Origin of the sequence: Paracoccus marinaquae (genome assembly GCF_018860165.1) — a bacterium.
In the GTDB taxonomy this organism is placed as follows: Bacteria; Pseudomonadota; Alphaproteobacteria; order Rhodobacterales; family Rhodobacteraceae; genus Paracoccus; species Paracoccus marinaquae.
Genome location: NZ_JAHKNG010000005.1, coordinates 1 through 13,344 on the forward strand (window position 1 = coordinate 1; position 13,344 = coordinate 13,344).

Annotated in this window: 13 protein-coding genes; 4 read left to right on the forward strand and 9 right to left on the reverse strand. The window is 66.5% G+C overall.

From position 1 onward, the window contains the following. Positions 1-269: 269 nt before the first annotated feature. Positions 270-785, forward strand: a complete 516-nt coding sequence (locus tag KNW02_RS04475) for a MarR family winged helix-turn-helix transcriptional regulator (RefSeq protein ID WP_216032077.1) — start codon at positions 270-272, stop codon at positions 783-785. 69 nt (positions 786-854) lie between these two features. Here KNW02_RS04475 and KNW02_RS04480 read toward each other — a convergent pair whose 3' ends face one another. The 9 genes from KNW02_RS04480 to KNW02_RS04520 all read right to left on the reverse strand — a co-directional run bounded on the left by KNW02_RS04480 (position 855) and on the right by KNW02_RS04520 (position 10,792). Beyond that, entirely contained in the window at positions 855-1,283 is a 429-nt protein-coding gene (locus KNW02_RS04480) for a VOC family protein (protein ID WP_216032078.1), read from the reverse strand. A 119-nt stretch (positions 1,284-1,402) separates the two neighbouring features. After that, positions 1,403-2,425: a DUF2927 domain-containing protein gene (locus KNW02_RS04485; RefSeq protein ID WP_216032079.1), complete on the reverse strand. Its 1,023-nt coding sequence runs from the start codon at positions 2,423-2,425 to the stop codon at positions 1,403-1,405. Next, the gene (locus KNW02_RS04490; RefSeq protein ID WP_216032080.1) at positions 2,425-3,609 is read right to left on the reverse strand and encodes a toxic anion resistance protein; all 1,185 of its coding nucleotides are present in this window, start codon (positions 3,607-3,609) and stop codon (positions 2,425-2,427) included. The genes KNW02_RS04485 and KNW02_RS04490 overlap by 1 nt, the downstream gene beginning before the upstream one ends. Positions 3,610-3,777: 168 nt before the next feature. After that, positions 3,778-5,961, reverse strand: coding sequence for a 3-hydroxyacyl-CoA dehydrogenase NAD-binding domain-containing protein (locus tag KNW02_RS04495; RefSeq protein ID WP_216032081.1), 2,184 nt, complete (start codon positions 5,959-5,961; stop codon positions 3,778-3,780). 12 nt (positions 5,962-5,973) lie between these two features. Further along, positions 5,974-7,185 carry an acetyl-CoA C-acetyltransferase gene (locus tag KNW02_RS04500; RefSeq protein ID WP_216032082.1) on the reverse strand — a complete coding sequence of 404 codons (1,212 nt, stop codon included), beginning with the start codon at positions 7,183-7,185 and terminating at the stop codon, positions 5,974-5,976. Further along, a complete protein-coding gene (locus KNW02_RS04505) occupies positions 7,182-7,823 on the reverse strand; it encodes a glutathione S-transferase family protein (protein WP_216032083.1) in 642 nt (213 codons plus the stop codon). The genes KNW02_RS04500 and KNW02_RS04505 overlap by 4 nt, the downstream gene beginning before the upstream one ends. Positions 7,824-8,121: 298 nt before the next feature. Continuing rightward, complete coding sequence (locus KNW02_RS04510; protein ID WP_216032084.1) at positions 8,122-9,897, reverse strand: acyl-CoA dehydrogenase C-terminal domain-containing protein; 1,776 nt, start codon at positions 9,895-9,897, stop codon at positions 8,122-8,124. A 3-nt stretch (positions 9,898-9,900) separates the two neighbouring features. Next, a complete protein-coding gene (locus KNW02_RS04515) occupies positions 9,901-10,299 on the reverse strand; it encodes a MerR family transcriptional regulator (RefSeq protein WP_216032085.1) in 399 nt (132 codons plus the stop codon). A 106-nt stretch (positions 10,300-10,405) separates the two neighbouring features. Next, entirely contained in the window at positions 10,406-10,792 is a 387-nt protein-coding gene (locus tag KNW02_RS04520) for a MerR family transcriptional regulator (protein WP_216032086.1), read from the reverse strand. Positions 10,793-10,939: 147 nt separating this feature from the next. Between KNW02_RS04520 and KNW02_RS04525 the strand changes: the two genes are divergently transcribed. The 3 genes from KNW02_RS04525 to KNW02_RS04535 are packed head-to-tail and all read left to right on the forward strand — an operon-like array spanning position 10,940 to position 13,225. Continuing rightward, complete coding sequence (locus tag KNW02_RS04525) at positions 10,940-11,383, forward strand: PaaI family thioesterase (protein ID WP_216032087.1); 444 nt, start codon at positions 10,940-10,942, stop codon at positions 11,381-11,383. A gap of 7 nt (positions 11,384-11,390) precedes the next feature. Beyond that, positions 11,391-11,891 (forward strand): PaaI family thioesterase, encoded by a 501-nt coding sequence (locus tag KNW02_RS04530; RefSeq protein ID WP_216032088.1) that lies wholly within the window; start codon positions 11,391-11,393, stop codon positions 11,889-11,891. Between the two features lie 5 nt (positions 11,892-11,896). Next, positions 11,897-13,225, forward strand: a complete 1,329-nt coding sequence (locus KNW02_RS04535) for an MATE family efflux transporter (RefSeq protein ID WP_216032089.1) — start codon at positions 11,897-11,899, stop codon at positions 13,223-13,225. Positions 13,226-13,344: the final 119 nt, after the last annotated feature.

Genomic DNA, 13,344 nt, shown 5'->3' on the forward strand with positions numbered 1-13,344 from the left:
CTGATGTGGCATCAGCCATGGGAGGGTCTCCTGATGAAAGGTTGGTCTTCAGCAACCAAACCTTCCCATCAGGGGGCCATTCCCGCCAACACAGACACCTCTCCCGCGTCAGCGGCTTCGTTCAATCATGAACGTCAACAGGCCCTAGAAACGGGGCCGGACGGGGTCGTGGAGGCGTTCTGTCCGCATTAACCGAAGATTCGTGTTTTTCGGGCAAGGTGACCGGTGACGAGATACGTACAGGACCGGAAACTGCCATGCTGAGTCACATGTCACAGTTCGAACACCATAAGCACGACCTTCCCGCACTGGACGATTCTGCCGCCGATACGACCGAGGCCTATCTGGAATCGCTGCAGCTTCTGGAGCGGATGCACCGGCTGATGCAGGATCTGGTGAAGGACGAATTCGAGCGGTTGAGCCGCAACGACCTGACGCCGGTGCAGGCGCTGATCATCTATAATCTGGGCGAGGCCGAAGTGACTGCGGGCGAGCTGCGGTCGCGCGGCATGTATCAGGGATCGAATGTCAGCTACAACCTGAAGAAGCTGGTCGCGATGGGATATGTCCATCACGAGCGGTGCGACATGGATCGCCGCTCGGTCCGGGTGCGGCTGACCGATGCCGGGCAGGAGGTGCGGCTGCTGGTGCATGGCCTCTTCCTGCGCCACGCGGCGGGGCTGGCCATGTCGGGGGTTCTGGACGATCCGCCGCTGGATCAGGTCAACATGCAGAACCGCCGGATCGAACGTTTCTGGTCCGAGCAGATCCGCTATATCTACTGACATCCGCCAATCCCCGAAGCCGGCCGGCCCGCAGGCCCTGCCCGGCTTCGGCGGTCGGCGCCGGCAGCATTACCAATGCCCGGTATTGCCCATGCCGGCCCAGGGTTCCTGGGGCGGCAGGTGGTCGCCCTCCTGCAGGATTTCGATCGAGATGTTGTCGGGACTGCGCACGAAGGCCATATGGCCGTCGCGGGGCGGCCGGTTGATCGTCACGCCGGCATCCATCAGCTTCTGGCAGGTCTCGTAGATATTGCCGACCCGATAGGCGAGATGGCCGAAATGGCGGCTGTCGGCGGGCAGCCCGTCGTCGCCGTCCCAGTTGTGGGTCAGTTCGACCGGGCATTCCGGCTGGCCCGGCGGGGCCATGAAGACCAGCGTGAAACGGCCCTTGTCATTGTCGATGCGGCGGGTTTCCTCGAGGCCGAGAAGGCGGAAGAACGCCATCGTTTCGTCCAGATCCTTCACCCGGACCATCGTGTGCAAATAGCGGATGCTCATCGTGACCTCCTGCGTCAGCCGGCCCGGGCGCGGTCGCGCCGGGCAGTCGCGGGCGAGATTGGCACGGCAGGGCGGCGCTGGCAAACGGGTCCGTCGGGGCGCGCGCCGCCGTTCCCGGGTCAGCTGCCCTGCGAAAGCAGTTCTCCGGCGATCCTGCGCACGATCGGGACCGCCTCGGACTCGGTCATGCCCGGGCGCAGCCGCGGATCGTAGAGGATCTTCAGCAGCAGTTCGTCATGCAGGGTCAGCAGGGCGAATTCCTCGTCATCGTTGAAGACCGAGGGGCGGGCGGCGGGGCTGTCATTGGCAAGACCCATGCCCTGTGCCAGTTCTTCATGGATGCAGGAACTGCGCAGCCGGGTCGGCAGTTCGGCCCGCAGCAGGGCGATGGCCCGGACATAGGCCGCCGAACTGCCCTGTGAATAGGCAAAGACCGAGCAGAGATTGTCGCGGTCCAGCTGGCTCAGCGCCGAGATGTCCTGCGCCGGAAGGCCCGGAACCAGTTGCTGCAGGCGCGGGCCGATGGTCTGTCTTTCGTCCTCGGTCAGGACCAGCACGAAGAAGTTGCCGCCCGACCCGGTCAGCGTGACGGGATGGCCGCTTGCCTTCTGCATCTGCACGGCGAAATCCGCGATCTCGCCATGATAGGCGCGGCGCAGGGCGCTGTCGGCCGAGGCGCCGAATTCCAGCTGCAGCCGGACCGGCGCCTGCCAGCGTCGAAGCGGCGCGCTGCGGGCGTCGGGGATCAGTTCGTCGCCGCTGCGGCTGTATTCGTCGCGCAGCGCGATCTGGACAAAGTCGCGCACCAGGCTGTCGGCGTCGATCGGTGCATCCATCGGGACCCGATCGCGGCGCATGCGGCCCTCGGCCAGCAGCCTGCCCTCGATCGAGCGGTAATAGGCGCGCTGCATCTCGTCGGGGCCGCTGCCGGCCGCCTGGGCGCTGGCGGCAGTCTCATTCAGCGCCCGGTTGCGTTCGGCCCGGGCGTGACGAATGTCGGCCTGGCTGGGGCCCTGGGCCTCGGCAGGAGGCTGTTCCGGGCGGGGCACAGGCGGCACGGGGGCCACCGTCGGTCTGGCGGTGCAGGCCGCAAGCAGCAGGATCAGGCCCAGCCCTGCGGGATGGAGAGCCGCCGCCGGCATCACCGGGCCGTCGCGTCCGGTTGTGCCGCCGCCGGACGCCCGGCGCTGGCCGAGGCCAGCGCGTCGCGCAGCCCGGTTTCCATCCGGGTCAGATCGTCCTCGGCAGCGGCGCGACGGGCGCGGCCCTCATCGGCGATGCGCAGGCTGTCTTCGATGGTGGCGATCAGTTCGGCATTGGCGGTACGCACCGCCTCGATGTCGAAGACCCCGCGCTCGGTCTGGGTGCGGATCTGGGCATTGGCCTGGCGCAGGTTCTCGGCATTGCGGGTCAGCAGGTCATTGGTCAGATCGCCGGCCTCCTTCACGGCGGCGGCCGCCTCGGCGCTGCGCTGGATGGTCACGGCCTGCGCCAGCTGCGTTTCCCACAGCGGCACGGTGTTCACCAGCGTCGAGTTGATCTTGGTGACCAGCGACTTGTCGTTTTCCTGCACCAGCCGGATCGAGGGCAGGGACTGCATCGTCACCTGCCGGGTCAGTTTCAGATCGTGGACCCGGCGTTCCAGATCGTCGCGGGCGGCGCGCATGTCGCGCAGCCCCTGCGCCTCCATCACCTGATCGGGATCGGCGGCGGCGTCGATGGCGGCCTGCCGGGCGGGGATCACCTCGCTGTCGAGTTCCGTCAGCTTGGCGTCACCTGCCGCGATATACAGCGCCAGTTCGTCATAGAAGGCCAGGGTGCGCTCATAGAGCAGGTCCAGCGCCTTGATATCCTTCAGCAGCCGCTGCTCATGCCCTTCCAGATCCGAGGTCACCCGGTCGATCTGGGTCTGCACCTGTTCGTAATTGGCGACGAATTTGGCGAAGGGGGCGCTGCGGCCGATCAGCTTTTCCCACCAGCTGCGATCGCGCCGCATGTCGAGTTCCGAGCTGGAAAAGCCGCGGATGGTGGTGACGATCTCGCGCAGGCTTTCGCCCGCCGGGCCGACATCCTTGTTCTTCACATCGGCCAGCATCTTCTGGCTGATTTCCTGCAATCCGGCCTGCGCGCGGGTGCCGAAACGGACGATCGAGCCGCTGTCGCCCAGATCGATCTCATCCATGCGGCGGCGGATTTCGGCGCTGGTGGCCGTATCGGCCTGTTCAAGCGCGACCGGCCCCTGTCCGGGTTCGGGCAGGACGACCGATGTCATCTCCTCGATATCCTTCAGCGCAGCTTCGGCGCGGCGGCGGGTCTCGTCGGTCATCTCAGTCGTCCTCGTCTCATGGCCGGGCGGCAGGGGGGCGGCGGTCTGTTGCACCGCAGCATATGCTGATTCGCGCCTCGTGCAACAAGACAGGGGGGCGAAAGTTCCGCCCCCCTTGCAGAGCCGCAACGGCCCTTGGTTCATGCAGACGCTGTTGGCCCGCCGGTGTCAGGCAGCCTGCCGTTTCGCGCCGAAACGGTCATAGAAGCTGTCGCCCCGGGCGGCCATCTCGCGCAGCAGGGCGGGGGTCGCGAAACGCGCGCCATGCCGGGCGGTCAGGTCGTCGCAGATCCGGGCCGCACGGGCGGCGCCCAGCATATCCAGCCAGCTGAACGGCCCGCCCGACCAGGGCGCGAAGCCCCAGCCGAGGATCGCGCCGACATCGCCTTCGCGGATATCCTCCAGCACGCCCTCTTCCAGCGCGCGCACGGCTTCCAGGGTCTGGGCAAACATCAGCCGGTGCTGGACCTCGTGCAGGTCGGGCTGTTCCCCGGCGCGCGGGTATTTCGCGTCCAGCCCCTCCCACAGCGCCTGCCGCTTGCCGGCCTCGTCATAGGCATAGAAGCCGGCATTCGACTTGCGGCCCAGACGGCCCTGATCGGCCAGCCAGAACAGCACCTCGTCCACCGCATCGTCGGGATAGGCATCGCCCATCGCCGCCCGCGTCGCCTTGGCGATCTTCACGCCCAGATCGATCGAGGTCTCGTCCACCAGCTGCAGCGGGCCCAGCGGCATGCCCATCAGCTTGGCGGCGTTCTCGATCAGCACCGGGTTCACGCCCTCGGCCACCATCCGCACGCCCTCGTTGATATAGGGGATGATGCAGCGGTTGGCATAGAAGAAGCGCGCATCGTTCACCACGATCGGCGTCTTGCGGATCTGGCGGACGAAATCCAGCGCCTTGGCGACGGCGCGCGGGCCGGTTTCGCGGCCCTTGATGATCTCGACCAGCGCCATCTTGTCGACCGGGCTGAAGAAATGGATGCCGATGAACTGTTCGGGGCGCTTGCTGGCCTTCGCCAGATCGCTGATCGGCAGGGTCGAGGTGTTGGTGGCGAAGATCGCGTCCTGCGGGATCACCGCCTCGGCCCTGGCGGTGACCTCGGCCTTGACGGCCGGATCCTCGAACACCGCCTCGACGATCAGGTCGCAGCCTTCCAGCGCGGCATAATCGGTCGTGGCGGTGATCCGGCCCAGCACCTCGGCCTTCTTCTCCTCGGTTGCCTTCTTGCGGCTGATCGCCTTGTCGAGAAGGTTCTCGGAATAGGCCTTGCCGCGCTCGGCGGCGTCCTGCCTGGCGTCGATCAGCACCACCTCGATCCCGGCCATGGCCGAGACATAGGCGATGCCCGCGCCCATCATGCCGGCGCCGAGGATGCCGACCTTTCTCACCGTCTGGTCGGGGGCATCGGGGCGGTTCGCGCCCTTCTCAAGCGCGCCCTTGTTGATGAACAGGCTGCGGATCATCGCCGCCGATGACGGGTTCATGATGACTTTGGTGAACCAGCGCGCCTCGATCTTCAGCGCCTGATCGAAGGGCACCAGCGCGCCCTCATAGACCGCGCTCAGCAGCGCCTTGGCGGCCGGATAGACGCCCATGGTCTTGCCGTGGACCATGGCGCTGGCGCCCACGAAGGTCATGAAGCCGGCAGGATGGAAGGGTTCGCCGCCCGGCATCTTGTAGCCCTTGGCGTCCCATGGCTTGACCAGATCGGCATCCTTGGCGCTCAGCACCCAGGCGCGCGCGGCGGCGACCGGATCCTCGGCCACCTCGTCGATCAGCCCGGCGGCCTTGGCCTTCTTCGGATCGGAGAGCTTCCCCTCCAGCAGGAAGGGTGCCGCCATCATCGCGCCCAGCTTGCGGGTCAGGCGGGTGGTGCCGCCGGCGCCGGGGAAGATGCCGACCATGATCTCGGGCAGGCCGATCCTGGCCCTGGGATTGTCGGCGGCAAAGATGCGGTGGGTGCTTAGCGGCAGTTCCAGCCCGATCCCGAGGGCGGTTCCGGGCAGGGCAGAGGCGATGGGCTTGCCGCCGGCCCTGGTCTTCGGATCCATGCCGGCCAGCTCGATCTTGCGCAGCAGGCGATGCAGCCCCATCACGCCGTCGAACACGCCCTGCGCGCCGCCCTGCTTCATGCCGGCGATGACGTTCAGATCCATGCCGCCGGCGAAATCCGCCTTGCCGCTGGTGATGACGATGCCCTTCACGGCCTCATCGGCCAGCGCCTCGTCGATGAGCCCGCCAAGTTCGGCCGCACCCTCCAGCGACAGCACGTTCATCGACTTGCCCGGCACGTCCCAGGTGACGATGGCGACGCCGTCGGCGTCCTTCTTCATGGTGAAATCGGTCATGTTCCTGCCTCCTCAGACGCGCTCGATGATGGTGGCCGCGCCCATGCCGGACGCGATGCACAGCGTCGCAAGCCCGACCTGTTTGTCCTGCCGCTCCAACTCGTCCAGCAGGGTGCCGATGATGATCGCCCCGGTGGCGCCCAGCGGGTGACCCATGGCGATCGAGCCGCCATTCGGGTTCACCTTTGCCGGATCGACCTGGAAGGCCTGCATGAAGCGCAGCACGACCGAGGCGAAGGCCTCGTTCACCTCGAACAGGTCGATATCGCTGATCGACATGCCGCTGTCGGCAAGGATCTTCTCGGTCACCGGCACCGGGCCGGTCAGCATGATGGTGGGATCGGTGCCGATCTTGGCGGTGGCGCGGATGCGGGCGCGCGGCTTCAGGCCATGGGCCTTGCCGAACTCCTCGTTCCCGATCAGGACGGCCGCCGCACCATCGACGATGCCCGAACTGTTCCCGGCATGGTGGATATGCTCGATATGGTCGAGATGCGGGTATTTCAGCATCGCCACCTTGTCGAAGCCGGGCATGGTCTCGCCCATATCCTTGAAGCTGGCCTTCAGCTTGCCCAGATCCTCGACCGTCGTACCCGGCCGCATGTATTCGTCGCGGTCGAGGATGATCAGCCCGTTCTGGTCCAGAACCGGCACGATGGATCTGGCGAAGCGGTTTTCGTCCCACGCCCTGCCGGCACGGTTCTGGGATTCGACCGCCAGCGCATCGGCCTCTTCACGGCTGAATCCGTATTCGGTGGCGATGATGTCGGCGCTGATGCCCTGGGGCACGAAATAAGTCTTCATCGCCAGGCTGGGATCGACGGCGATCGCCGCCCCGTCGCTGCCCATGGCCACGCGGCCCATCATCTCGACGCCGCCGGCGATATAGGCCTGACCGGCCCCGCCCTTCACCTGATTGGCGGCAAGGTTCACGGCCTCCATGCCGCTGGCGCAGAAGCGGTTGATCGACAGCCCCGGAATCGACTCGTCCAGATCCGAGGCCAGCACGGCCGAGCGGGCGAGGCAGCCGCCCTGTTCCTTGACCTGGGTGACATTGCCCCAGATCACGTCCTCGACGGCGTGACCCTGAAGCCCGTTGCGCTCTTTCACGGCGTTCAGCAGCCGCGCGGACAGCGCCAGCGAGGTCACCTCGTGCAGGCTGCCATCGGGGCGGCCCTTGCCGCGCGGTGTGCGGGCGGCGTCATAGATATAGGCGTCGGTCATGCGTCCTCCTTCTCGGCCCGGTCGGAAGGGTTGCCGGGCATCAGATCATAGGGATGTTTCCAGCCTGGCAGGGCGGCAATACCGTCCAGCCAGCGGTCGATATGCGGCCAGTCGCTGCGCGCGAAGCCGAAAGGCTCAGGGTAGAACAGATATCCGCAGCAGGCGAAATCGGCGATGGTCGCGTCGTCACCGGCGATCCAGGCACGATCCGCCAGATGGCGGTCCAGCACCTGATAGGTCGCCTTCAGCCGGCCCCCGAGATAGTCGATGGCACCCTGCGGGCGCCTGACCTCAGGCAGGAAATTCATCAGGAAGCGTGCCGGCCCGGCCTGACCCGACAGCCGGTGATTGTCGAACATCAACCAGCGCAGTGTCTCGTTCCGGTCGCGGCCCAGAAAACGCCCGGTCCTTTCCGCGACATGCAGCTGGATCACCGCCGATTGGGTCAGCGTAAGATCACCCTCGCGAAAGACCGGCACCTCGCCCATCTCGTTCAATGCGCGGAACGCCGTACCGCGCGCCTCGCCGTTGAAGAAATCGACATGGACGGCGACCCAGTCATAGCCCGCCAGTTCCATTGTCAGTGCCGCCTTGTAGGCATTGCCGGATTCGCCGAAGCACCAGAGCTGCGCGGTCATCTTTCCTCCTTGATGCCGGGGGCTTCGCGCCCCCGGACCCCCGCGGGATATTTTCGTGAAGAAGAAGGGCGGGTTAACTTTTCCTCAACCCTTCCCATTCAGTCTCGGTGATGCGGTACAGGCTGGGAAGCCGATGACCGCTGAAGGAGAAGGCCCCGGCTTGCGCCGAGATGCGGCTAGCGGTGCGTGGGCCGGGGCTGATCGCTCCTCCTGCTTCTTCTTCATCCAAATATCCCCGCCGGAGGCTCCTGCCGGTGACGCGCGCCCGGCCCTGGCAGGTCGGGCGCGGCGCTGCACCTCAGAAGGCTTCGGCGCTGAGCGCCATCACCGGCTCGGCGCCGCTCTGGATGCGGACAAGATGGGTCGCGGTCATCGGCAATTGCCGCTTCATGTAATAGCGCCCGGTGGTCAGCTTGGTCTCGAAGAACGCTGCGTCACTCGTGCCGGCGTCGAGGGCCTGCCTCGCCGCGACCGCCATCCGTGCCCACATGTAGCCGATGGCCACCTGGCCGAAGAGATGCATGAAGTCGTAAGAGCCCGACAGGGCGTCGTCCGGGTTCCTGGCGGCACGTTCCATGAAGAACATCGCCGCCGACTGCAGGTCTTTCGAGGCGGCCTTGAGCGGGGTGATGAAGTCCGCGGCCAGCGCGGCGTCGTCGGCATGCTGCCGGCAGAAGGTCTTGATCATCTCGAAGAAGGCCATGACATGCCTGCCGCCGTCGGCGGCCAGCTTGCGGCCGACCAGATCCAGCGCCTGCACGCCATTGGCGCCCTCGTAGATCATGGTGATGCGGGCATCGCGGACGAACTGGCTCATGCCGTGTTCTTCGATATAGCCGTGGCCGCCGAAGACCTGCTGGGCCTGAACCGCCGAGTCGAACCCCTTGTCGGTCAGGAAGCCCTTCAGCACCGGGGTCAGCAGCGAGATCAGCCCATCCGCCTCGGCATCGCCTTGATGGCTGCGGTCGATCAGATGCGCGCCCCAGAGCGCCAGCGCACGGGCGCCCTCGATGAAGGACTTCTGGTCCATCAGCGAGCGGCGGATGTCGGGATGCACGATCAGCGGATCGGCCGGGCCCGAGGGGTTCGCGGCGCCGGTGGCGGCGCGGCCCTGCAGCCGTTCCCGGGCATAGGCGGCGGCGTTCTGATAGGCGGCCACGGCGCAGGAATAGCCCTGCGTGGCCACGCCCAGACGGGCCTCGTTCATCATCGTGAACATGGCCCGCATGCCCTTGTGCAGGTCACCCAGCAGCCAGCCTTTCGCGCCGTCGAAGTTCATGACGCAGGTCGAGTTGCCGTGGATGCCCATCTTGTGTTCGATATTGCCCACCGAGACGGCGTTGCGTTCGCCAAGCGTGCCATCCTCGTTGACGAGGAATTTCGGCACGATGAACAACGAGATGCCCTTGGTGCCCTCGCCGCCACCCGGCGCCTTGGCCAGGACCAGGTGGATGATGTTCTCGGCCATGTCGTGATCGCCCGCCGAGATGAAGATCTTCTGGCCGCTGATCAGGTAGCTGCCGTCCTGTTGCGGCTCGGCCTTCGTGCGCAGCAGGCCCAGATCGGTGCCGCAATGCGGCTCGGTCAGGTTCATCGTGCCGGTCCAGTCGCAGCTGACCATCTTCGGCAGATAGGTCTGCTTCTGTGCGTCGGTCCCGTGGGCATGGATGGCGGAATAGGCGCCGTGGGTCAGGCCCTGATACATGTTGAAGGCGATGTTCGCGGCGACGAAAATCTCGCCCGTGGCCGCGCCCAGCACATAGGGCATGCCCTGACCGCCATAGTCCGGATCGCAGTCCAGCGCGGTCCAGCCGCCCTCCTTCATCGCCTCGAAGGCGGCCTTGAAGCCCTCGGGCGTGCGTACGACGCCATTCTCGAGCCGGCAGCCCTGGCTGTCGCCGACGATGTTCAGGGGCGCCAGCACCTCGGAGGCCAGCTTGCCTGCGGCGTCAAGCACGGCTTCGGTGAAGTCACGGTCCAGCTCGTCATGGCCCGGAAGGCCGGTTTCCGGAAGCTTGAGCACATCCTGAAGGACGAACTGAAGGTCGCGGGTCGGGGCGTTATAGATCGGCATGTGTCATCCTGTACGCGTGTTGCTGGGCATTGCGGCAAGGCGGGCCTCGGCTTCGGAGATCTGCGCGCGCAGTTCCGCGATCGCCTCTCCGAGTTCGGCCTGCTGCCGCTCCATATCTGCCAGACGCTCCTGACCGACTTTCAGAGTCGCCGCGATCTGCGCGCGATTCGTGCCGCCGGGTTCGTAGATTTCCAGAAGCTGACGGATCTGTTCCAGACTGAAGCCAAAGCGCTTGCCGCGCAGGATCAGGGTCAGCCGCGCGCGGTCGCGCCGGTCGTAGAGACGGCGCTGGCCACGGCGTTCCGGAAAGATCAGTTCGCGTGATTCGTAGAAGCGCAACGTCCGCGGGGTCACGTCGAACGCGTCGCACATCTCGCGAATTGTCATCAGGTCGTCAGGCATGAGACGCGGATCCTCCCTTGGTTTGCCGCTATCCTCGAGACCGATATAGGCACAAGTTGACGCGAACGTAAGCGAGACGCCACGTCACAACGACGGGCGGGACGATTCAGTCTTCGGTCAGTCCCGGCATTTCCTGCTCGCTGCTGTCGCGCAGCGATTTCAGGTCGTCGCGCGCGGCCTGCAGTTCGGCCATCTGCTGGTCCAGAACGGCAAGCTGCCGGTCGGCAAGGGCCAGCCAGGCCTCGTACTGGCCGCGGCTGCCCTTCTGTTCGTAAAGCAGCAGCCATTGCCGAATCTCTTCCAGCGAGAAGCCGAAGCGGCGTCCGCGCAGGATCAGGGTCATGCGGGCGATCTCGCGCGGGCTGTAGAAACGGCTGCGCCCGTCGCGTCTGGGGCTGAGAAGCTCGATATATTCATAGTAACGCAATGTGCGGGGCGTGGTCTCGAACCGCGCGCACATTTCCTTGAAGCTGAGGAGTTGCTCGTCCGGCATCTGCTGGATCCTTCGGCTTGCATCTTGGCAACAGGCTAGCCTGTCCGCCCGTGCTTCTCAACCGGCAGCTGCGTGCCGCTGCGGCGGGGCTTGAGTGGATGGGGCCGGCGCGGCTAAGCCTGGTGACAGATTACAGGGAGGCGGCAGATGGGTTCCGAGACGGACGACAAGCAGCTCAGCGAACGCGCGCGGATCGCGCAGCAGTTCATAGATGCGATTCCTCATGCCCGTGCCCTGGGCATGCGGGTGGATGAACTGGGGCCGGGCAAGGCGGTGATCAGCATGCCCTGGGCCGAGCATCTGGTCGGCGACCCGCGCAGCGGCGTCATTCATGGCGGGGTCGTTTCGGCGCTGATGGATACCTGCTGCGGGGCGGCGGTGATGACCCATCCGGCATCTCCGCGCAGCACCGCGACGATCGATCTGCGGATCGACTACATGCGCGCCGCCGCGCCCGGGCAGCGCATCACGGCGAAGGCCGAATGCTATCACATGACCCGCAGCGTGGCCTTCCTGCGCGCCGTGGCGCTGGACGAGGAGGGCGAGCATCCGGTGGCGACCGCGACCGGCGCCTTCACGGCGGAAAGGTAGGCAACCGATGACTGATCGCAACGAACCGCTGGACCGGATCAAGTCGCGCCGTGATTCAGCGCTGAAGGCGCTGGTTTCGGGTGTGCCCTACATGACCTGGCTGGGCATCCGCTTTGACCGCCGGGGGGACGAACTGACCGCCGTGTTGCCCTTCGACGAAAAGCTGATCGGCAACCCGATGCTGCCGGCGCTGCATGGCGGGGTGACGGCAGCCTTCCTCGAGGTGACGGCCATTGTCGAACTGGCCTGGACGGTGATGTGGGAGGATCTGGAATCGGGCCGCATCGCGCCGGACGCGGCCGTGCCCGACAGCCTGCCGCGGCTGCCCAAGACCATCGATTTCACGGTCGACTACCTGCGCAGCGGCCTGCCGCGCGACGCCTATGCACGGGCGAGGGTGGTCCGGTCGGGACGCCGCTACGCCTCGGTGCAGGTCGAGGCATGGCAGGACAACCGCTCGCGGCTGATCGCGCAGGCGACGGGCCATTTCCTGATGCCGCAATCCTGACCGGCATGACCAGCCCGCCTCCGGCCCCGCTGACCCATCGGCGGGTGCTGAACATCGCCCTGCCGATCGTCCTGTCCAACGCGACGGTTCCGCTGCTGGGTCTGGTCGATACCGGCGTGGTCGGGCAACTTGGCCGCCCCGAGCCGATCGGCGCGGTCGGCATCGGGGCGGTGGTCCTGACCTCGATCTACTGGGTCTTCGGCTTTCTGCGCATGGGCACCTCGGGGCTGGTCGCGCAAAGCCACGGGGCCGGCGACCGGGCCGAGGTCGGGGCGCATCTTCTGCGCGCGCTGGCCATCGCCGGGACGGCGGGGCTGGCGATGATCCTGCTGCAATACCCGCTGTTCCGGGCCGCTTTCGCCATCGCCCCGGCCGGTGCCGAGGTCGAGGCGCTGGCGCGCGACTATCTGGCGATCCGCATCTGGGGGGCGCCGGCCACGATCGGGCTTTACGCCCTGACCGGCTGGCTCATCGCGATCGAGCGGACCCGTTCCGTGCTGGCCCTGCAACTGCTTCAGAACGGGTTGAACGTGGTCCTGGATGTCTGGTTCGTCCTCGGGATCGGTCTGGGCGTGGCCGGGGTCGCCTGGGCCACGCTGATCGCGGAATGGGCCGGGCTGGCGCTTGGGCTGTTCTTTGCCCGCCATGCCCTGCGCGCGGCGATCGCACAGGCCCGCAGCGCGGCCAGCCTGTTTGCGCGCGACAAGCTGGACCGCCTGCTGCGCGTCAATGGCGACATCATGATCCGCTCGGTCCTGCTGCAGGCCAGCTTCACCACCTTCCTGTTTCTGGGCGCGGCGCAGGGCGATGTGACGCTGGCGGCCAATCAGGTATTGGTGCAGTTCCTCTCGATCACCGCCTTCTCGCTGGACGGGTTTGCCTTCGCCGCCGAAAGCCTGGTCGGGCAGGCCGTCGGCGCGCGCCAGCCGGGCCGGCTGCGTCGCGCCGCCATCCTGACATCGCAATGGGGCGTGGCGGGGGCGCTGCTTCTGGGGCTGGTCTTCTGGGGCCTCGGGGGCGCCATCATCGATCTGCTGACCACCGCGCCGCAGGTCCGCATCGAGGCGCGGCAATACCTGATCTGGATGGGCTTCGCACCGCTGATCGGGGTCGCCAGCTGGATGTTCGACGGCATCTTCATCGGCGCCACGCTGACGCGCGAGATGCGGGTCGCCATGCTGCAGTCGGTGGCGCTCTATGCCCTTGCGCTGGTCGTCCTGCCGCCTTTCTGGGGCAATCACGGGCTTTGGGCCGCGCTGATGGTGCTGAATACGGCGCGCGGCCTGACCATGGCGCGGCTTTATCCCCGCGCCGAGGCGGCGGCGCAGGCATGAGGGCCGCGCAAGGTCATCTCCGGGGGTAGATTCGGGGCCTTTCCGGCGGCTGTCGAACCAAGGCGGGGCAGGGCGCTTGGCGTGATTGGGTTGTTGACCGTGATCCGGGCGTAGGTGCA

Bases quoted from the DNA above. Each gene is read 5' to 3' on its own strand.
- KNW02_RS04475 (WP_216032077.1), top strand. From the start codon at position 270: ATGTCACAGTTCGAACACCATAAGCACGACCTTCCCGCACTGGACGAT.
- KNW02_RS04480 (WP_216032078.1), bottom strand. From the start codon at position 1,283: ATGAGCATCCGCTATTTGCACACGATGGTCCGGGTGAAGGATCTGGAC.
- KNW02_RS04485 (WP_216032079.1), bottom strand. From the start codon at position 2,425: ATGCCGGCGGCGGCTCTCCATCCCGCAGGGCTGGGCCTGATCCTGCTG.
- KNW02_RS04490 (WP_216032080.1), bottom strand. From the start codon at position 3,609: ATGACCGACGAGACCCGCCGCCGCGCCGAAGCTGCGCTGAAGGATATC.
- KNW02_RS04495 (WP_216032081.1), bottom strand. From the start codon at position 5,961: ATGACCGATTTCACCATGAAGAAGGACGCCGACGGCGTCGCCATCGTC.
- KNW02_RS04500 (WP_216032082.1), bottom strand. From the start codon at position 7,185: ATGACCGACGCCTATATCTATGACGCCGCCCGCACACCGCGCGGCAAG.
- KNW02_RS04505 (WP_216032083.1), bottom strand. From the start codon at position 7,823: ATGACCGCGCAGCTCTGGTGCTTCGGCGAATCCGGCAATGCCTACAAG.
- KNW02_RS04510 (WP_216032084.1), bottom strand. From the start codon at position 9,897: ATGCCGATCTATAACGCCCCGACCCGCGACCTTCAGTTCGTCCTTCAG.
- KNW02_RS04515 (WP_216032085.1), bottom strand. From the start codon at position 10,299: ATGCCTGACGACCTGATGACAATTCGCGAGATGTGCGACGCGTTCGAC.
- KNW02_RS04520 (WP_216032086.1), bottom strand. From the start codon at position 10,792: ATGCCGGACGAGCAACTCCTCAGCTTCAAGGAAATGTGCGCGCGGTTC.
- KNW02_RS04525 (WP_216032087.1), top strand. From the start codon at position 10,940: ATGGGTTCCGAGACGGACGACAAGCAGCTCAGCGAACGCGCGCGGATC.
- KNW02_RS04530 (WP_216032088.1), top strand. From the start codon at position 11,391: ATGACTGATCGCAACGAACCGCTGGACCGGATCAAGTCGCGCCGTGAT.
- KNW02_RS04535 (WP_216032089.1), top strand. From the start codon at position 11,897: ATGACCAGCCCGCCTCCGGCCCCGCTGACCCATCGGCGGGTGCTGAAC.